Raw genomic sequence first — 18952 nt, forward strand, 5'->3', positions numbered from 1 at the left:
AGTAAAAACTCCAGTCTGCCCATACCGTAAAACCTACATTGACTATGAAACAATAACGAAAACTTACAACGGCATTGAGTGTCAAGAACCAACTTCGTAAACAGTTATTATATTGCCTTATAAGTCTCGTCTCATCAGGAAACTACTTTTTTGCTGTGTTTCTCTTCCCCATAACTACTTTATTGCTTTACTTCCCCATAAAGAGATATATCATTTCAATATATTAATTTGACTCTAATATAATTTTAAATATCGTTTCAATACATTGGTTTTACTCTATTATAATTTTGATATCGATCGCAAAATCTAATATTAAATCTAATCTCAGATTTAAAACCAGACCTGAAACCAATTCAAAACAGATTCAAAACTGTATCTGTTAATGACATTTTGGAAATATACCTGAAACCAATTCAAAAAAGACTCAAAACCAACTTAAAACCATACTTAAGTCCAGTACGAAATATCCTGTATACTTCTACCTAAAGATGTAGTCTAAAAGAGATAGTCTGGAAAAATATACCTATTCCGCAGAATAGAAAAGGCAGGTAAAAATAAACGGGCCCGCCGCGATTCGAACACGAGTCAATGGGTATCTTCGTAATAGTCTTACTTCGAAGCCCATTAGGATATCCTGGCTACCCTACGAGCCCTTGATGCAGCACTATTGATAGAAGCTATCTATATTAAACTTTTCTCTCAAAATTAAGGAAGCAGGGAATACAGGTCTAAAAAAATAGGTCAGGAAGTAGCTGGAAGTATGAGTAAATAAAAATATATAGGAAGTGAGACAGAATTAGCAGTATAATCTTAATCAAAATAGTCAGAAAAATTTCATGAAATTATTGTAAAATTAATGAAAAATAATAAACGTTTCTTCAGTTATAAACAGCTTCTAAATCCAGGGTCATTTAGAGACTGTTTTAAGCCTTCAAGTTAATAATCTAGCAAATTCATATTCGGGGAAGCTATAAGGGTAAAGTAAAGAAAGAGTGGGGATTTACAAAAATGGAGAGAGTTTCAACAGGCATAGAGGAGCTGGACAGGAAGTTGAGTGGAGGTTATCCTGCAAATAAAGTAACTCTTATAACCGGTATAGCAGGAAGCGGAAAAACAATCATCGGAATCCATTTTATTTATAAAAACTGTCTTGAAGGCAGGAAATGTATGATTATCGCAACTGAGGAAACTCCTGAAGATATTATCTACCAGGCAAGCCTGCTAGGGCGCGACCTCACAATATACTATGAGAGCGGACAGCTTATTATACAAAATATCTTCGAAAGCCGTTCTGAAATAATAGGACAGACCAGATACGGGTTTAAGCCTGAAAGCCTGGATCTTGAAATTCCGAGTCTTGTAGAGTTAATACATGAAGGAACGGAATGCCTTGTTATAGATAATATAGGTACCTTTGTGCTCAGGACTTCCATAAGAAGGCTTAGAGACCAGTTTGATGCGTTGAACTACCTGGTAAGAAAAAAAGGTTGCACTACTCTTTTAATAATGGACGAGTCCGCACACAACATGACTTATCAGCTTGCTGAGTACTCGGTATATGGGTCTATCCACCTGCTGGTAAGGGAAAACTCATATCTTGGAAAAATGGAACGTTATCTGAGCATACCCAAGATGCGCAGTACCCCTATTTCTCCTGAAATGTCTATTTTTGAAATCACATCGGAAGGAATTGTAATTCGTGAGTCAGGGGGATGAAGCCTTGGAAGAGGAAAAAAGCAAACCTAAAATCCTGATTGTTGATGATGTGCTTGAGAACATAGAGCTCATAGAAGCTTACCTTTCAGCCGAACCTTATGCTGTTATTACTGCCAGTAGTGGAAAGGAAGCTATCAAGAAACTAAAGGAAGAAAATCTCGACATGATCTTGCTGGATGTCATGATGCCTGAAATGAGCGGCTACGAGGTCTGCAAAATTGTCAAAAATAACCCTGAAACTCAGTTTATCCCTGTTTTAATGCTCACTGCTCTTTCCGATATTGAAGACCGGATAAAGGGAATTGAAGCCGGAGCTGATGATTTCCTTATGAAACCAATAAACAGGATTGAGCTCAAGACTCGAGTGAAGTCCTTACTCAGGGTAAAGTGCATGCATGACCGGCTGGTAGCTGACCGCAATAGCCTTGAAATAAAAAACAGGGTACAGAGTATTCTTACCGCAATCATTCCAACTCTGCTCAGGGTTGTTTCCGATGAGGAGAAGAAGGTCTTGATTAACCAGATGACAAGTATGGTTGAAAAAACGCTGCTTGAAACATATCACCTGGAAAACAGGGAACTGGATTTCGCTTATGCAGGCAAAATCTGTGCCGAGACTATGAACCAGCTGGGCGGAAGCTTTTCCTCTGAAAAGGGCAAAAGAGAAAGTTCGTGGATAGTCAGGGGAACAAAATGTCCCTGGAGAGGAGAAGAAGCCCGTAAAAACCCTATTTTGTGTACTTTGACACGTAAAATATTCTCGAATATAACTTTGAAAGTGGACTCTGACTTCAGGGTAGAGGCGTTAAAGACCATAGGGAATAAGAATGATTGCTGTGAATTCCTCATAAAAGCAGGATAAAACTCCATTTTCACTAAGCTTGAAATCCGTTTTTTCCGTAAGTTTCAGGTTAAGGAAACGATCATAACCCGAAAGCAGGATATTTCATGTTTCCAGTAAGTCGTTCATACCCGTAATAATTCTTATTCCTTCAGGGGTAATATCAAATAGAGAATACTGGACCGGAACAGCCTTATCCCGCATTTTCTCAATGTAAAGGTATTTCTTTGTCTTTCCTGAGTTGAAGTTCTCCTGTGAAGTAAGTCGGATTAGCCCGAAAACCATGTAGCCAGTAAGCCTGTGGGTGAGGTTATATGAGTCCTCATCCATGATAAAAAGACTTGTGCACCCGTTTTTTAGAAGTATAATGTTTATAGAATTGAACTCATCGGCAAAGTCTCTTATGTCATGATTTATGGCTATTACCCCTATATTGTCGATAACCATGACATCAACTTTCAAAGATAAGGAACTGATATACTCGATTATATCCGTATCCACAGCACAGAGACCTTTCCCGAACTTGGAAACGCTTTTGATTTTGTTCATTTTGTCTTCAAAAATATTCTTGATATTGAGCTGTCCTCTCTCCACAAAAGGCTTGAGGTCAAGGTTAAGGCTCCGGGACTGACTGAAGATGTCTTCCGTAAGTTCCCTTGTAAGAATCAGTATGCACTTCTTGCCTTCCTTGCAGCTTCTGTGCAGGAAATGAATTCCAAGAACTGTTTTTCCGGAGCCTGGAGGACCCGTAACCAGAATGCTTTTTCCTTTAGGGAAGCCTCCGTCCATTAGCGTATCCAGCCCTTTGATCCCTGTAGATAAACTCTCCATATTATCACATCTTAACCACAGATAAGTTTCTTATTTATTGTAATATGTCTTGAGTAATATAGTCTTCTATAAGAAATTTGTTGTGTGCCGGAAAAGAGTTAAATCAGTTCTAAAATGATGTTAAGTAAATTTTAAAATGATGTTAGTAAGTTTTAAATAATATTAAGTAAGGCTTGAAAATGAGTTAGTTAAGTCTAAAAATAAATTAAGTAAGTCTAAAAATCAGTTAAATAAGACATATTAACGAGTTAGTAAAAGTTTAAAAGCCAGATTAACTCGTTTTAATCAGATTATCAAATGAACTTTACATATATTTTTTCAATTAACATATTTTTCCTTAAACTCTAAAATCTGCTTGTTGCTTCCCACAACTGCAATAGTATCTCCTGCCCTTATTGTTGTCTGCTTTTTAATAGCAGTTATGATGATTTTTCCGCGTTCTATGCCTACTATAGTACACCCGATCCGTCCTTCCAGGTCAAGTTCTTCTATTGATCTGCCATCAAGAGGAGAACCCCTATCAACGTGACATTTCTCGATTTCTATTCCCTCGTAAAGCATTATGTCTTCATCGATTCTACAGCTTTTTCCCATGCAGTTTGCAGTCATTTTGGCAAGCATCTGCCCAGCTACTATGGAAAGAGAACCTACGTAGTCAGCTCCTGCTTTATAGATTTTTTCAATCGATTTTACGGAATTTGCCCTTGCCACAATGATTAGTTCGGGGTTCAGGTTTCTCGAAATAAGAGTTGCAAAAATAACATTGGTATCATCATTAAGAGCCACAAATACAAAAGAAGCTGTTTTTACTCCGGCTGCAAGCAGTATATCTTCATCTGCCCCGTTTCCGACAAGATGTTCGAAGTCTATGTTTTCAAAAACCTTCTCATTAGCGTCCACAACTACAGTTCGGGGTTCAGGTTTCTCGAAATAAGAGTTGCAAAAATAACATTGGTATCATCATTAAGAGCCACAAATACAAAAGAAGCTGTTTTTACTCCGGCTGCAAGCAGTATATCTTCATCTGCCCCGTTTCCGACAAGATGTTCGAAGTCTATGTTTTCAAAAACCTTCTCATTAGCGTCCACAACTACAAAACGGAATGGGCTTCCATAAAGTATATTTACTATGCTCTTTCCAACATCCCCGTATCCCAGTAAGATAAGATGCCCTTTTGACTCCATTTTTGCTCCCATATTCTGTAAAATTGCACTTATCAAATTCAGTTTCGAGTTTTCATCTTTAAAACTCGATTTTTACAAGTTTATGCAAATAAATTTGTTATATATATCAAATTATCGGAATGGTCGACAATTTATTTTTTTGAATCTCAAGTTAATATGTCAGCTTCCTCAGTTCAGTTTTGAATACTCAGTCAGTGTGTCAGTTTCTTCAGTTCAATTTTGAATACTCAGTCAATGTGTCAGTTTCTTCAGTTTTGAAAGCTCTTCACGGGTTCCTACAGCTAGCAAAACGGTATTCTCCCTGACAAGATCTTCTTCCTTGGGGTCAAAAGACAGAGTACCGCTATTCCAGGTTCCTACGATCTTTGCACTCGTGAGATGCTGGTTCGATATTTCCTTAAGCGACTTGCCTATAAGAGGACTTTTCAGATAAATAGGGAACTCAACAATATGGACACCATCAAAGATTTCAGTTGCTCCAGTTACCCTGCTTACAAGCCTGTCCATTGCCTTCTTTCCGATAAACTGCCCGAACATCGATTTGGGAGAAACGACCGTATCAGCTCCTGCATATTTGAGGTATCTGGTGTTAGATTGGTCTTCAACTATAGCAATAATATTCATATGCGGAAATTCCCTGGCAGTCAAAACGATATTTGCATTTCTTTCATCCGATTTATTTGCAATAAGGAGTCTGGCTTTTTCTATACCAGCGTTCATAAGGGTTTGCTTATCACTCGGAGATCCGAAAATGCAGGGAATGTTTTTATAAACAAGTTCCCTGATGAGCTCTTCGTTTTCGTCAACTATTACAAAAAGCATATCTTCCTCATTAAACTCATCTATCAGGGTTTCAACCAGTTGATTATATCCGCAAATAATTATGTGATCTTTTATGCCGACAGAAACTTTTCTTGGCAGCCTGAACTTGATAACCCTGTCCACCCAGGGAGTAACAACGTAGGTTACAAGAAAACCCGAAATCAAGACGATACCTGAAAGCTGTACAATTACTGAAAAAAGTTTCCCTGATGGGGAATTAAAAGCTACATTGCCATAGGTAGATGTTGCCCAGTAGAGTGCAGTTATCGGATCTGCGTTTTCTAACTGGTTCTCAAGAATCATCAGGTATTCAAAAATAAATATATAAATAATAAGCACAAGCACTGCTACGATTTTGTACGCAAAATTACGCTTTTTGTGGAGTAACCTCCGAAACCTTGATCTCAGACCTATTTTTCTTCTTCCTGAGGTAAACACTGTTAAAGTCCTGCCTGAATTTCCTGAACAAGTTAAGTTGAGAGGTTTTATAGATATTAATGATGAATTAACATATAAGTAATGTCTTTAACTATAATATATTCTTGATATTTCTTTGTACAAGAGTAAGAACAAAATTATATAAATGGAAAAAATGTTAACCCAGGCCTTCTGCTTCCTTGAAGGCAAAGGAAACGAGGCAATCTAAAATGTTTCAAATCCATTGTCCTACATAAGGCCCAAGTATCATAAACACAAACGAGAACAGGATTAACATCGAAAAGCTCGCTGTAATAGAGTTTGAGACCTTTTCCGAGATTGAATCATTCCTCGTGAACCGGTATATGAAGGAATAAATAGAATCCTTAAACACGTGTCCTCCGTCCAGAGGTACGGCAGGCAAGCAGTTGAACAGTCCGACATAAAAGTTCAACCAGCCAACCCAGAGCAGTGTGTTTGCAATCCAGAAAATTCCTATTCCCAGAGGTTCCGCCCAGCCCACAGGATGGTAAAACTGCATGAAGGTACCTGAAAAACCCCGGAATCCTTCTCCTGCAAATCCATATATGGGAAGTCCAAAGAGAATGAGCCAGCCTGCAGGCATGGTTAGCAAGGACGGGATTTGCTTCAGGGCTTCAAGATACACTTTTGCTTGAGGCGTCAACACGGAGATTCCGAGCATAGGGAATTCCATAACTGCGTTATTCCCGTAAATGACTCCAAGGAAACCGTAGTTATTTTCCGGATTGGCTGACAGCTGCACATCGAAAACAACCGTGCCTTTTTCAGTGAGGTTGCCTGCGTAGTTTTCAGGAGGGAGAAGTTCTACTTCTACGGTCTGGTTTGCCCTGGTAGTTTCCATGAAGTTTACGAAACTTGTAACGTTTTGCATCTTCGTATTGTCGATCCTGATCATTGTCATTCCGGTTTTAATCCCTGCAGCTTCTGCAGGACTTCCTGAGACAATTCCTCCTACGGGCACTCCACCAACATAGTCCTCAGGGACTGATGCGACCTGCAAGTCATGTGTGGAAACCGTATCATTTTTTACGGCACGGATGCGGACCATATCTCCAGGTCGAGTTTTTTCGAGGTATGTTTGCAGATCTTCTGCAGTCGTGATATTGGTATCGTTAATCTGCGTTATTATCATGCCTTTCTCAAGCCCTGCATGGTCAGCCGGAGAACTTTCGTTTACACTTAAGATCAGGGCATCACTTGAGGGAGCAATTGCCCCAAGTACAGGCCCGAAGAAGAGCAGGAGAGCAATAAAAGCCACGCTGAAATTGGCCATAACGCCTGCTGCAAGAATCCGGGATCTCTGAATTCTTGTTGCACCTATTACAGGATCGGATTTCGGTTCATCAGGCGTTGTTTTTTCAGTTTTTTGCCTTATTTCTTCTTCTTTTTCCCATTCCTCAATTTCTTTGATTGTGGCTGTCAGAGGAAGTTCTCTTTCGGTTTTCTCTTTCGTCCCGAAAAGCTGTTCATCGTCAGGCTCAGCAAAGCCTCCTATAGGGACCAGAGCATACAGTATACCCATCGATTTGACCCTGATGCCTTCAACTCTGCAAAGAATCGCATGCGAAAACTCGTGCACGACAAGCGTGACTATGAGAGCAATAGCTCCCCAGGTTAAAGGAATAAACTCGTTTAATCCAGGAATGAGAAAGATGTTTCTCGGAGAACTATACTTTCCGGGCTCAGGCACATTTCCGCTAAGGAAAGAAGTATACAGCCCAAGATCCGAGACAACTATGACCAGAAACATCGCAATCATGCCTGCAAACATCAGCAAGATTCCAAGGTTTGCAAAGATTCTCCAGTAAGACTTCGGACGGGCCAGTACATCCAGCAGTTTGAGGCCCTTAGTTGTCCTGATCATCAGAATGGGAAGCGGCCCGAAGGTGCTTATGTTATACTTCTCCAGAATACCTTTCCTATCAAGAACGGAAATTGCGAACCAATACAGTAAAAAAATACTTAATGCAATGCTTGTGCCATTCAAGGGAATTCTCCGAGTTATTGAGCTGAACAGGTTATAATTAAGCTTAACTATTCATGAATTAAACTTAAAGTATTGTTAATCAGGCTAATCAGTTTAGCCTGTTAAAGTTGTTAGTTGAACTTCGCCTGTTAAAGTTGTTAGTTGAACTTCGCCTGTTAAAGTTGTTAGTTGAACTTCGCCTGTTAAAGTTGTTAGTTGAACTTAGCCTGCTAAAGCTGTTAATTAAATTTAAACGACTATGAATTAAGCTAAATTAGTATAAACTTTATTATAAATTCGGGTATAAATATTAAGTATAAATTTTGAATTAAACAGCAAATACAAGACTGTTGGGAAAAATATGTCTTTAAGTTTTTACTGTTGATATTATACATCTATAAGCTCTAATATTGTTAATATATAATTGTGCGTCTGAAATTCTGCACCAATTAATCCATCATGTTAAGTTCTAGTGTTACAATATAGTGTTCTATATGATATGAGAATGTTATAGTGCACCTTACTATTTAAAATCGATATATAATGCCTTCCCTACTTAAAAAGAATCCTATTTGGAAAAAGGCATATAATAATACATCATAATTATATAAAAAGGTGTATGGAAGTTTATTATGTAATATGTAATAGCCAATATCGAAGCCAATGTTGATAAGTTCTACAGCCAACGTCCAAAGTTATAAGGCTGGGTAATAGATACTGTGACATGGAGAGTAATGTGCCTTATATTAACCTTGTAAATTAAAGTCTTGTAAATAAAGATCTCGTAATTGAATCTTGTAAATTAAAAATCTTGTAAATAAAGATCTTGTAAATTAAAGATCTTGTAAATTAAAGATCCTGTTCACGATATCAGATTTCCTTGAGGTGTCTGCTCATGCTTGGAATTGTGTATATAACAGCTGGGAACATGGAAAATGCATCACAGATTGCGAGAGAGCTGGTTTCAAAGAGGCTTGCGGCCTGCGTGAATATGTTTCCTGTATCTTCGGTTTACCGATGGAAGGAAGAGATTGAAGAAGACAATGAGATTGCTATGTTTGTAAAAACCGATTCTTCACGTTTTGAAGAAATCATAAGGCTTGTAAAGTCACTACACACGTATGAAATGCCTGCAATAGAATTCTGGGGAATTGAAGGAGAAAGGGAGTATCTTGACTGGGTTCACGTTAATAGTTCAGGTGAAGGAGACTGAAAATAAGGCAAGAACCGAAATTTGAAGCAGGAAAGCCTGAAATAGGAAACTGAAATAAATAATGGCGTTGCAATGGCGTTAGCTTACGAATTAATTATTTTCACAGGAATTACTTACTTATAAATTACTTTAATTTTTATTTTTACTACATATATAATTTTGCGGAGTCATTCGCTTACAGGATTAGCTTTATATGTTAGTTCTATCTTTACCTAATTGGATTCCTTAAAATGCGGGAGTAACCAAGCGGTCAACGGTGGCAGACTCAAGATCTGTTCGTGCAGACGTTCAGGGGTTCGAATCCCTTCTCCCGCACTAAATTTATGAAGATTTTTCTATTTATGATTAATATCTTTCTCTTTATTTCTCTAATCTTGTTTTAATTTCAGCTTAGTTACGGTAGGAAATAGGTCAAATACAACAGACTAAAATCTGGCTTTAAAAGAATTCGTGGGTTCGAATCCCATCCCATGCATCTGTTTTAAGATATATTCAGTTTTTGAATAACGATTTCCTTAAATTATTGATTTTTTATCAATGGTTTCTTCGTGCTTGGGGTATAGTTCCGGCGAGTCCACGTAAAAACTTGTAATAATCCTGATTAATGCTACTCTCTTTCAATTTTTCTAACCATCGGTTTCGTATTAATTCTTTAAAATGGCTCTGCCCGCGAAAAAAATATTTTGGGGAAGAAAGCTCCTAGTGTTTTGACAATTTAATTGTTGAGCATAATTTTGGCAGTTTCTCATCATACAACTATTTTGAGCTCATTAGATTATCAATAACTAAACTTTCATGACACTAGTGTCTAGAAATTCAGTTATGTATCCTTAAAATTAAGAAAGGGATTACGGATAATGTATTTCTAAGTATTAATCCCAGTAATTAAATTGCCGTGACAATAGTTACTATCTGCTTCCAAAGTGCCTGTAAATGTGAAAAGAATTTCGGAACTGAAAAACAGGAATCTATCAGAAAGCTGGCTTATTCTCAGCTTTGCTGTTGAGTCTTTAGAGTGAAATAGGTAGTAAAAAACATAAGATGTGCTTTGGAAGTACCTTAAGTGACTTCTAATTGGCTTGACATTTTCCTCATGAAGGCTGAATTTTTAAATAGGGTTACTTCCTGAATTTTAATTGTAGATCCTCCCTATGGATTCAAAGAAAATATCAAGTAAGGGGGCTTATGAGGAGAGAAAAGCATCACTCAAGGCAAAAAAATCCTTATACTGAGGTTAAAAGGTTAATTCAAAAAAGTTTATTGAAGCTACCTATTGTAATCTGAACCACATAATACCACTGAAAAGAAAATAACGATTTAAGATAGAGAAATCTCTCCTTCGAGTTAAAAAATTTATTAAAAAAAGCAAGAGTTAAAAGGTTTAGCATATTAAAAGGTTTTAGTATATTATACTTAAACAGAAAATCATCAATTAATAAAAACTAAACGCACAGGATGTTCTTCTAATAACAGGCACAAACAAATGAAAGTACTCTACTTTACCCTTCATTGACTTCAATCTCGTCATTACCTTGGGTAGTAAGATTGTCCTAATTTTGGTTTTTCAAACCACCGCTAAACTAATCAGCGAATTGCCATAGAAGGCTTAAATGTGATAAAGAGAAGAAAATGAAAAAGAGCATGGGTAATCAGTTTTATTCCGTACTTTTATGTCAAATCAAAGGCAGAGTTCGGGAGTAGAACCCTAGCATTTCCATAAAAACATTATAATATGAATGCAAGAAAACCGGAGTTATACGCTATGAGTGAAAGAGAACGAAAGACGCCGGCACGCATCGAGTATCTGAGGGTTGAGAACTATCGGGCACTGCGGCAAGTGGAGTTTAAGAACCTTACACCTATGACAGTGCTTTTAGGCCCAAATGGCAGCGGCAAGTCTACGGTATTCGATGTTTTCGCTTTCCTTTCTGAGTGTTTTGAATCAGGACTACGCCGAGCCTGGGATCGGCGGGGCAGGGCGAAAGAACTCAAGACACGGGGCTGTGAAGGATCTGTGGTCATTGAGATAAAGTACAAGGAACCTGGATTCCCGAAAATAACCTATCACTTAGCTGTGGATGAACGTAAGGGTTCACCGGTAGTAGTGGAAGAATGGCTGCAGTGGAGGCGGGGTACACAGGGTAAGCCCTTCCGATTTATGGAATACCGCGAAGGCAAGGGCCGTGCCATCAGCGGCGAAAAGCCAGATGAACAGGACAAGAGGGTTGAAATTCCACTTAAATCTCCAGATCTTATTGCCGTGAATGCTCTGGGTCAATTTGCCGATCACCCACGTGTGGCGTCGTTGCGCGATTTTATTACAGGCTGGCATGTCTCTTACCTTTCGGTAGATGATACGCGTGGTCAGCCGGAGGCAGGTCCACAGGAAAGACTTTCACGCACAGGTGATAACTTGGCCAATGTCATACAGTACCTAGCCGAGCAACACCCATCACTGTTGGAACATATATTCGAGGTATTGCGAAACCGTGTCCCTCATGTAGAAAAAGTACTGGCTGAGGCTATGCCGGACGGCCGCCTCCTTCTCCAGATCAAGGACGCTCCTTTTGACCACCCGGTGCTTGCCCGTTTCGCATCTGATGGCACACTCAAGATGCTGGCTTATCTGGTGTTACTTAACGATCCCGAGCCGCCTTCATTCATTGGTATTGAAGAGCCTGAAAATTTCCTTCACCCACGCTTGCTACCCGAACTAGCTGAAGAATGTCGTGCAGCCAGTGCCCGCGGACAATTCCTTGTCACCACCCATTCACCTTTTTTTGTCAACGCTCTGAGACCTGAGGAGGTTCGCATACTTTACCGCGATGAACGAGGGTACACCCAGACAGTCCGAGCGGCAGATATCCGGGGCATCCCGGAATTTATAGATGCTGGCGCTTCGCTGGGATACTTGTGGCTGGAAGGGCGTTTTGGAAGGGGAGATCCACTGGTAAACCAGGGAGCACCATCACGCAAAGGGGGGAAGCCATGAATACCAGACATCTAGAAATCATGGTAGAAGAACCCTCCATGGAGGCATTTCTTAGGGAATTACTTCCCCGAATGCTTGGAGACAAGGTGAGCTTCGAGATTTACCCCTTCCAGTGCAAGAATGACCTACTTTCCAAACTTTCCTCTCGACTGAGAGGTTACTCCTGCTGGCTTCCGTCAGACTGGCGCATAGTCGTGGTTGTGGATAGGGACGATGAAGACTGCCGTGAACTCAAACAAAGGCTGGATGACATAGTCCTTCGGGAAGGCCTGAGCACTCGCTCAAGCGCCTCCACCCGTTGGCAGGTGGTTAACCGAATCGCCATCGAAGAACTCGAAGCCTGGTATTTTGGGGACTGGAATGCCGTCAAACGTGCCTATCCTAAAGTTAACGCAAATATTCCTCAAAAAGAAGCATACCACAATCCAGATTCCATATCTGGCGGCACCTGGGAAGCCTTTGAGCGGCTGATGAAGAAGGCAGGCTATTTTGAGGGGGGCCTGCGCAAAATAGAAGTTGCACGCAAGCTAGGCTACCAAATAGATTGGAAGCACAACAGTTCTCTCAGCTTTCAGTATTTCCGGGATGCAGTCCTGGAAATCCTATAAATGTCTAAGATAGAGCCGGTTGCAATTTGTATAGTTGAAATAACAGTACTAGTGTCTTGGCAATTCAATTGTTGAGCATGATTTTGGTAGCTTCTCATCAGCATATAACGATTTTGAGCTCATTAGATTACTAATAACTAAATTTTCATGACTAGGCTGCAAGCTAGACTTATAGAGGAATAATAATGATCACAGGTGAACTGAAAAACAAAATCGACCGCATATCAATGCCGTAATCCATAAGCTTCGGATGAATATTCCATTGACAGCAACTGATCTTGATGAACTGGAGCGGATACTCTCTGAAAGTGGGTTTGGAGGGCCGGAAGAAATCGCCCGTGCCAAACAGGTATCAAACGGACTCGGACTCTTCGTGCGTTCACTCATAGGGCTTGATAGGGAAGCTGCAAAACAGTCGCTTGCCACATTCCTGGCAGGTAAGACCCTGACTGCAAACCAGATAGAGTTCATAAACCTGATCATTAACCATCTTACCGAGCACGGTGCAATGGATGTAGCATTACTTTACGAATCACCATTTACTGACCTTACACCACAGGGCCCGGATGGGCTTTTTACCTCAACTCAAATTGATGAATTGATAGTCACATTGGAGAGGATTACGGCAACAGCATTAGTGCCCCCATATTCGCAACAAATTATTGCTTGAAAGTCTATTGAGCCGCATTGGATAAGTAATAATTTTCAAGCAATAGCAGGGAGATTTAACATTCATTTTGAATCGACTAAACAAAGTTAACATACACTAAATAATTCCGATAGTTTAAAAAAGAATTTTTGAAATGAGCCGACCGAATTTTGTAAACAGTCGGCTAAGTTTACTGCCGATTCAACTTAGTAGCTTTTTTTAACCAATTGATTATTACCGTATAAACCGGAAGTGAGAGCTTTTTACAGGCTCCTTAAGGCTTCACAGTATCAATCAAGTCCAGAATTCTCAGAGCAAGATGTGCACCGTTTGCTCCGTTATCTATCCCTACGCTTCCTACAGGCACTCCTGGGGGCATCTGGGCAATGGAGAGCAGGGCATCGAGTCCGCCAAGCTTCGCGCTAACAGGGACTCCGACTACAGGTCTTTTTGTTCTGGAAGCTACAACCCCTGGAAGGGCTGCAGACAAACCTGCAATCGTAATAAAGACCTTTGCATCGGTGCTTGAGATGTAGCTTTCAAGTTCGTCAGGGTTCCTGTGAGCAGAAATGACCATTACTTCGTAAGTGTATTTGCTCTTTTCAAGTACGGATACCGCACGGTTGGCGATAGACCTGTCGGATTCGGAACCCATAATTATTGAGATATCAACCATTTTTAGCTTCTCCTGAGCAGTCAGGGCAATCTTCCTTTGCCGCTTAACTCGTTTTGGCGCTCAATACTCATCCTGATAAGAACCTCAAAAATGGCCTTTATGGAACCCGGATCAAGGTTGAGCTCGGTTGCGGCATTTAAAGCTCTGTTAATTACAACCTCGTTTTGCTTCTGGTCATTTATCGAAGTTCCATTTATTCTTTTTGATTCAAGCACTCTTTCGGCCATATTTACTCTTCTATCAATGAGGGCAAGTATTTCCCTATCAATTTCCTCGATTTCTCTGCGGATGTCCTCAAGTTCGTTCAAGTGAACCCCTCGTTTTATAAAGACATTGCATCTCTGTTATTTATAGAGGTTTCTATAACCCTGCCTTCCATCCCACAGCTCTCCCAGGCCGACCTGAGCTCTTCTATCTGTTTTTCTTTAACAAGAGCAACATATGCCGGGCCGGATCCGGATAGGCTTACCCCTTTTACACCGCATTCCAGGGCTTGAAGAATGCATTCGGTATCAAAGCCAAGGGCGCTGCAGTAGAGGAAACCGTTTAAAGTCATTGCTTTTTCATACTCTCCTGCAAGTGCAAGTTCGTATGCCATATCTATATACGGAGCAATGAGTTCCGAACGTTTAACATTTGTTTGTGAACTGAACACTTTCCTGTTCGGCGCAAAGATAAGGACCTTTGAATTGTATTCCTCTCTTTTAAGCAATTCCAGTTTCCGATTGTCGGTAATTACAACTCCGCCGAAAAAAGAAGCACAAGCGTCATCAAAAGACCCTGTTATGGTTACTTTTGCTTCTCTTGCAGCTCTTACCCCAAGTTTTACAGCGTCAAGAGGAGGCATTGATTCTCCTATAGCGTTTAAAGTTGCCAGTACGGTTGCATTGGCAGCTGCACTGCTGCTCTTGAGTCCGCCTGCAAGAGGAATGTTGCTGCTTGTTTTTACCTTGCCCCCAAGTTTAATCTCGAAGTGTTCAAGCACAAGTTCTACACACCTTTCAATAAGAAAAGTGTCTGCTTCAGGCATTCCCTCAATCGATCCGCGGACTTTTTTTTCGCGGTCCGAGAGTTCCACCTCTGAATATGTTTTTAAGCCAGTTCCGAATGCCGCACCTTTCCAGGTTGCAAATGCCGCAATAATGGTTCCTGCTCCAGACGCGCAGGCGTGCCCTTCAAGTATCATCATCCTCAGAATGCATTATTCTTTAATATTTTTTACTGCGTTTCTCCACAGGATCCGGGTCTCCTGAAACGCAAAGCTTTGAAAAGTATTCATAAAAAAGCAGAAATTTACAAACATAAATAGCAAAGTTGAATCACATATACAAAAAACATTTCGAGATGTTATCAGAGGATACTATTCGAATCAGGAACAAAAGTTTCTAATTTCAGATCTAGTGGATTCAATCAAAAATATGAAATCATTATTAGACCCAGGAAAGTATAGCAGGCAGGTGGATCTACTTACATTACTTTCTATCCTTAATAAAGGACTGAAAAATGGGACCAAAACGGGCATAAAGGTTTTATTCACGCCCCAACCTGATGGAAAACTACTGAAAAATCCAGTTCTTGAAGAGCAGTCAATAAAAATGAAAAGATTTCCAGGGTAAAATTTCTATGCATTACATATAAAAAATCTCAAAAGTAATAAACGATCTCAAAAGTAATAAAAGATCTCAAAAGTAATAAAAGAGTTAAATATATAACTAACATCTTAAATCGAGATAATTGGTTTACCTTTCAATGCTCTGAGCTGCTCAAAAAATATTTTTAGATTTATAAAAATATTTTAGAGTCTCTGAAAGATATCTTAAGTACAATAGAGGAAAATTGAGCTGTAAAATGCTACATAAAGAGTTAAATGAGAAAGATACCAGAAGATATTCTAATAAAAACAATTTATATTTTTAAGATTGAATGGATAAAATAGGAAAAAATATAAAGTAAAGTGCAGAACATCAGTGCACATATAAAAAATTAATACTTATAAAAAATTTGGAAGAGCTTGAAGTCTTCTGGATAGAAAGCTTTTTGTTTATGGATAAAAAGCTTTTTTATTAATGTGGTGAGGGAATTAGGCGATAGAAAGCAATTTATTTATATTCTGGTGTTATTTCCACGGAGGCACTTTCTATTCTACCGTAGAAAGGATCTTAAACTTCTAATTTACTTCCAGATATACTGGAAAGGGAAAAAACATCTACAATTTTCCCCAGTCCCCTCATACGATAAATAGAAGTTACATAAATGCATGGATCAAGAAATTAGATTTAAGTACCAATCCGTAAAGGAAAGCAATCCGAGAAATCCTTAGGTACTATGCTTTTCCCAAAGGAGGGAAGCTATGAATATGTTGGAACGATTTAAGGTAAGCTTTTCAAAAATGTTCAATAAACTGTTCAAGAAAAAAGGAGCATGCATAGGAATTTACGGCCCCCCGAATGCCGGTAAGACGACCCTTAGTAATCGGATCCTCAAGGATTGGGTCGGAGCTGAAGAAACTATGGGTTCTGTTTCTCATATCGCTCATGAAACCCGGCATGCCAAGAGAAGGAACGCGATAAGTATTGAGACCAGTGGGCACACAATCAACCTTGATATCGTAGACACGCCCGGGCTTGCCACAAAAATCGATTTCCATGACTTCATGGAGCAGGGAATGAGTGATTCCGAATCCAAAAAACGGTCCAAAGAAGCAACAGAAGGCGTAATCGAAGCTGTCAAATGGCTGGATGATCTTGATGGTGTCATACTTGTTATGGATTCCACAGAAAACCCCTATACCCAGGTCAATGTAACAGTAATAGGGAACATGGAAGCCAGAAACCTTCCGCTTCTTATAGTAGCAAACAAGGTAGACCTTCCTGATGCCGATCCATCCGTCATAAAGGAAGCTTTCCCCCAGCATCCTATGGTGCCAGTTTCTGCCCTTGAAGGAGTGGGAATGGACTCGTTTTATGAAGCTCTAGCAAAACAGTTCGGGTGATCCGTATGCAGGGAATTCAACTTGATTTGGTATCCGAAGCCAGAATCTCTCAGATGGCTTCGATGGAAAAGGTCAGATACATAATCGATGAGGTACGAAAAGGTAAAATCCTGGTGCTTGAAAAGGGCCTGAACCCGATGGAGGAAGCAAAGCTTATAGAAATGACAATGTCAGTGATTCAGCCTGATGTTTTTTCGGGCATCGAGATGCAAAGTTATCCTGCAAATACGGACGGCTCATTTCTTGGAAAAATTCTCAAAAGACAGAGCAGTAAGAGACTTACGGTAATAGGGCCTGCAAACCAGCTCAAAACCCTTAAAAAAGATCGGAATCTCATAAGTGCACTTGTCTCTGCAAGTAAGTAAACGAAGTGGAAGCAATGTGTGCCCAGAAGACCCAAGATGAGGAAGCTATAATCTACCCTCCCCAGACTCTAGGCTCCTTTGAGATGGGCAGGAACGACGTCAACTTAATCTGTACTTACGGGAAAATCGCCGTGTGGTTTGGACGGAAAGTTCCCGATTACATTATAGCGCAGATACTAATTGGAATTTCAAAAGTTGACCAGTCTACAGTTCATGAATTTGAAATTATCTGCAACTTTGATGAGATTACGGAATATGAGAGTAAAGGGTACACACTCGTGTCCTATGGAAAAACAGCCGGTGGTTATCGCGTAAACTATAGTATCCCTTTTTCCAATAAAAAAGCCCTTTTTCACTTATCAAAATTTATACTTGAAGAGCTCCAAAAAGGAGAAACACGTAAAGACTTTTATTGGAATGGGAACGACTGTGGCATCCAGAGGCTATATCACGAATTTAAAAGTAACATTGAAAACTGGGAACTGAAAACTATTAATTATAAAACTGAGTCGCAAGCAAGTAAATAAAGTCAGGACTGCTAGCACTGCAGCAAGTTGAAAAGAAGGCTTCCGAAGTTTGCCCTGAGATCTGTACTGTAGATTTGAGTAGAGATTTTGGTAAAATTTCAGTAGCATTTTCTATTTGATGCTGACATCGGCAGGTAAATAAGACATAATCAGTTAATCGTAATTGGTTAACTGTTATCAGTTAATTGTTATCGGTTAACTGTTATCAGTTAATCATAGTTGGTTAATTGTTATCAGTTAATCATAGTTGGTTAATTGTTATCAGTTAATCATAGTTGGTTAATTGTTATCAGTTAATTGTAATTGGTTAATTGTTATCAGTTAATCAATTGGTTAATTATTATAGAATCTATCAATTAACTATTATCAGTTAATTATTATATAATCCATCGATTAATTATTATAAAATCAGGCATTTAACCAGCACTTAACCCAATGTTTTTCGGAGAACTCATATGGAAAAAGTTCAGGCAAACAACTGCGAAGACGTACTATTATCAATGAAACTGATTGCAGTAAACCTCAATGAGATAATTGACAGACTAGATAGAGAAGCCATAAGGTCGATGATCCAGAAAATTCTGGAAGGCGAAAGAATTTTTTTGATGGGAGCCGGAAGGTCCGGGCTTGTTGCCAAAGCTTTTGCAATGAGGCTTATGCACCTTGGATTCAGTGTGTATGTGGTTGGTGAGACTACAACCCCTGCTGTCAGACCCGAGGATGTGGTGATTGCTATTTCAGGGTCAGGAGAAACCCATTCTATAGCTGATCTCGGGAAAATAGTAAAAGACATTGGTGCAACTCTCATAACGGTTACATCTAAAAAAGAATCCACACTCGGCAGAATCTCGGATATTGCTATGATCCTTCCTAGCAAGACTAAAAATGACCCTGATGCAGACGGTTACCTTGAAAGAAATATGCGGGGAGGTTACAAAACTCTGCCACCTCTAGGCACATCTTTTGAAATTACATCACTTATTTTCCTTGATTCGATAATTTCTCAGCTTATAACGCTCACAGGCGCCTCTGAAGCCGAACTGAAATCGAGACATACGAATATTGAATAAAGCCTTAACCGCTAAATCGCTAGAAAGCAGCAGATCCATCT

Annotated in this window: 19 protein-coding genes and 2 tRNA genes; 12 read left to right on the plus strand and 9 right to left on the minus strand. The window is 39.6% G+C overall.

Going from position 1 to position 18952, the window contains the following annotated elements:
- Positions 1-559: 559 nt before the first annotated feature.
- Positions 560-653: transfer RNA gene (locus tag MSBR3_RS03250), tRNA-Arg, on the minus strand.
- A gap of 355 nt (positions 654-1008) precedes the next feature.
- Between MSBR3_RS03250 and MSBR3_RS03255 the strand changes: the two genes are divergently transcribed.
- Entirely contained in the window at positions 1009-1716 is a 708-nt protein-coding gene (locus tag MSBR3_RS03255; protein ID WP_048106407.1) for an ATPase domain-containing protein, read from the plus strand.
- Positions 1717-1720: 4 nt separating this feature from the next.
- The gene (locus MSBR3_RS03260) at positions 1721-2578 is read left to right on the plus strand and encodes a methanogen output domain 1-containing protein (protein ID WP_080942184.1); all 858 of its coding nucleotides are present in this window, start codon (positions 1721-1723) and stop codon (positions 2576-2578) included.
- Positions 2579-2662: 84 nt separating this feature from the next.
- On the opposite strand, the gene MSBR3_RS03265 is transcribed toward MSBR3_RS03260, so the two are convergent.
- The 5 genes from MSBR3_RS03265 to MSBR3_RS03285 form a co-directional block, all read right to left on the minus strand.
- On the minus strand, positions 2663-3388 hold the full coding sequence (locus MSBR3_RS03265) for an RAD55 family ATPase (protein ID WP_048106411.1): 726 nt from the start codon (positions 3386-3388) through the stop codon (positions 2663-2665).
- A 318-nt stretch (positions 3389-3706) separates the two neighbouring features.
- On the minus strand, positions 3707-4288 hold the full coding sequence (locus tag MSBR3_RS03270; protein ID WP_080942185.1) for a potassium channel family protein: 582 nt from the start codon (positions 4286-4288) through the stop codon (positions 3707-3709).
- 2 nt (positions 4289-4290) lie between these two features.
- Positions 4291-4584: an NAD-binding protein gene (locus MSBR3_RS03275; protein ID WP_052723254.1), complete on the minus strand. Its 294-nt coding sequence runs from the start codon at positions 4582-4584 to the stop codon at positions 4291-4293.
- A 219-nt stretch (positions 4585-4803) separates the two neighbouring features.
- Positions 4804-5832 carry a potassium channel family protein gene (locus MSBR3_RS03280; protein WP_048106413.1) on the minus strand — a complete coding sequence of 343 codons (1029 nt, stop codon included), beginning with the start codon at positions 5830-5832 and terminating at the stop codon, positions 4804-4806.
- A gap of 214 nt (positions 5833-6046) precedes the next feature.
- The gene (locus tag MSBR3_RS03285) at positions 6047-7840 is read right to left on the minus strand and encodes a site-2 protease family protein (protein ID WP_048106414.1); all 1794 of its coding nucleotides are present in this window, start codon (positions 7838-7840) and stop codon (positions 6047-6049) included.
- A gap of 874 nt (positions 7841-8714) precedes the next feature.
- Between MSBR3_RS03285 and cutA the strand changes: the two genes are divergently transcribed.
- The 5 genes from cutA (at position 8715) to MSBR3_RS03310 (ending at position 13302) form a co-directional block, all read left to right on the plus strand.
- A complete protein-coding gene (gene cutA, locus MSBR3_RS03290; RefSeq protein WP_048106416.1) occupies positions 8715-9032 on the plus strand; it encodes a divalent-cation tolerance protein CutA in 318 nt (105 codons plus the stop codon).
- Between the two features lie 232 nt (positions 9033-9264).
- Positions 9265-9347: transfer RNA gene (locus MSBR3_RS03295), tRNA-Leu, on the plus strand.
- 1447 nt (positions 9348-10794) lie between these two features.
- On the plus strand, positions 10795-12024 hold the full coding sequence (locus tag MSBR3_RS03300; protein ID WP_048109970.1) for an AAA family ATPase: 1230 nt from the start codon (positions 10795-10797) through the stop codon (positions 12022-12024).
- A gap of 20 nt (positions 12025-12044) precedes the next feature.
- Positions 12045-12632, plus strand: a complete 588-nt coding sequence (locus tag MSBR3_RS03305; protein ID WP_268989137.1) for a DUF4276 family protein — start codon at positions 12045-12047, stop codon at positions 12630-12632.
- 235 nt (positions 12633-12867) lie between these two features.
- Positions 12868-13302 (plus strand): type I restriction-modification enzyme R subunit C-terminal domain-containing protein, encoded by a 435-nt coding sequence (locus MSBR3_RS03310; protein WP_268989138.1) that lies wholly within the window; start codon positions 12868-12870, stop codon positions 13300-13302.
- Between the two features lie 253 nt (positions 13303-13555).
- Here MSBR3_RS03310 and MSBR3_RS03315 read toward each other — a convergent pair whose 3' ends face one another.
- Genes MSBR3_RS03315 through MSBR3_RS03325 form a run of 3 tightly spaced genes read right to left on the minus strand, consistent with a single transcriptional unit; the run spans position 13556 to position 15143 of the window.
- Positions 13556-13957: a 5-(carboxyamino)imidazole ribonucleotide mutase gene (locus tag MSBR3_RS03315; RefSeq protein WP_048106421.1), complete on the minus strand. Its 402-nt coding sequence runs from the start codon at positions 13955-13957 to the stop codon at positions 13556-13558.
- Positions 13958-13977: 20 nt separating this feature from the next.
- The gene (locus tag MSBR3_RS03320; RefSeq protein ID WP_048106422.1) at positions 13978-14265 is read right to left on the minus strand and encodes a chorismate mutase; all 288 of its coding nucleotides are present in this window, start codon (positions 14263-14265) and stop codon (positions 13978-13980) included.
- A gap of 14 nt (positions 14266-14279) precedes the next feature.
- Entirely contained in the window at positions 14280-15143 is an 864-nt protein-coding gene (locus tag MSBR3_RS03325; protein ID WP_048106424.1) for a shikimate kinase, read from the minus strand.
- A gap of 214 nt (positions 15144-15357) precedes the next feature.
- Between MSBR3_RS03325 and MSBR3_RS03330 the strand changes: the two genes are divergently transcribed.
- The 5 genes from MSBR3_RS03330 to hxlB all read left to right on the plus strand — a co-directional run bounded on the left by MSBR3_RS03330 (position 15358) and on the right by hxlB (position 18911).
- On the plus strand, positions 15358-15573 hold the full coding sequence (locus MSBR3_RS03330; protein WP_155396692.1) for a hypothetical protein: 216 nt from the start codon (positions 15358-15360) through the stop codon (positions 15571-15573).
- Positions 15574-16307: 734 nt separating this feature from the next.
- Positions 16308-16949 carry an Era-like GTP-binding protein gene (locus MSBR3_RS03335; RefSeq protein WP_048106426.1) on the plus strand — a complete coding sequence of 214 codons (642 nt, stop codon included), beginning with the start codon at positions 16308-16310 and terminating at the stop codon, positions 16947-16949.
- 5 nt (positions 16950-16954) lie between these two features.
- The gene (locus MSBR3_RS03340; RefSeq protein ID WP_048106427.1) at positions 16955-17314 is read left to right on the plus strand and encodes a DUF2073 domain-containing protein; all 360 of its coding nucleotides are present in this window, start codon (positions 16955-16957) and stop codon (positions 17312-17314) included.
- 14 nt (positions 17315-17328) lie between these two features.
- Positions 17329-17841 carry a hypothetical protein gene (locus tag MSBR3_RS03345; RefSeq protein ID WP_048106428.1) on the plus strand — a complete coding sequence of 171 codons (513 nt, stop codon included), beginning with the start codon at positions 17329-17331 and terminating at the stop codon, positions 17839-17841.
- A gap of 455 nt (positions 17842-18296) precedes the next feature.
- A complete protein-coding gene (gene hxlB / locus MSBR3_RS03350; protein ID WP_048106430.1) occupies positions 18297-18911 on the plus strand; it encodes a 6-phospho-3-hexuloisomerase in 615 nt (204 codons plus the stop codon).
- Positions 18912-18952 lie beyond the last annotated feature (41 nt).

Source organism: Methanosarcina barkeri 3 (assembly GCF_000970305.1).
In the GTDB taxonomy this organism is placed as follows: domain Archaea; phylum Halobacteriota; class Methanosarcinia; order Methanosarcinales; family Methanosarcinaceae; genus Methanosarcina; species Methanosarcina barkeri_A.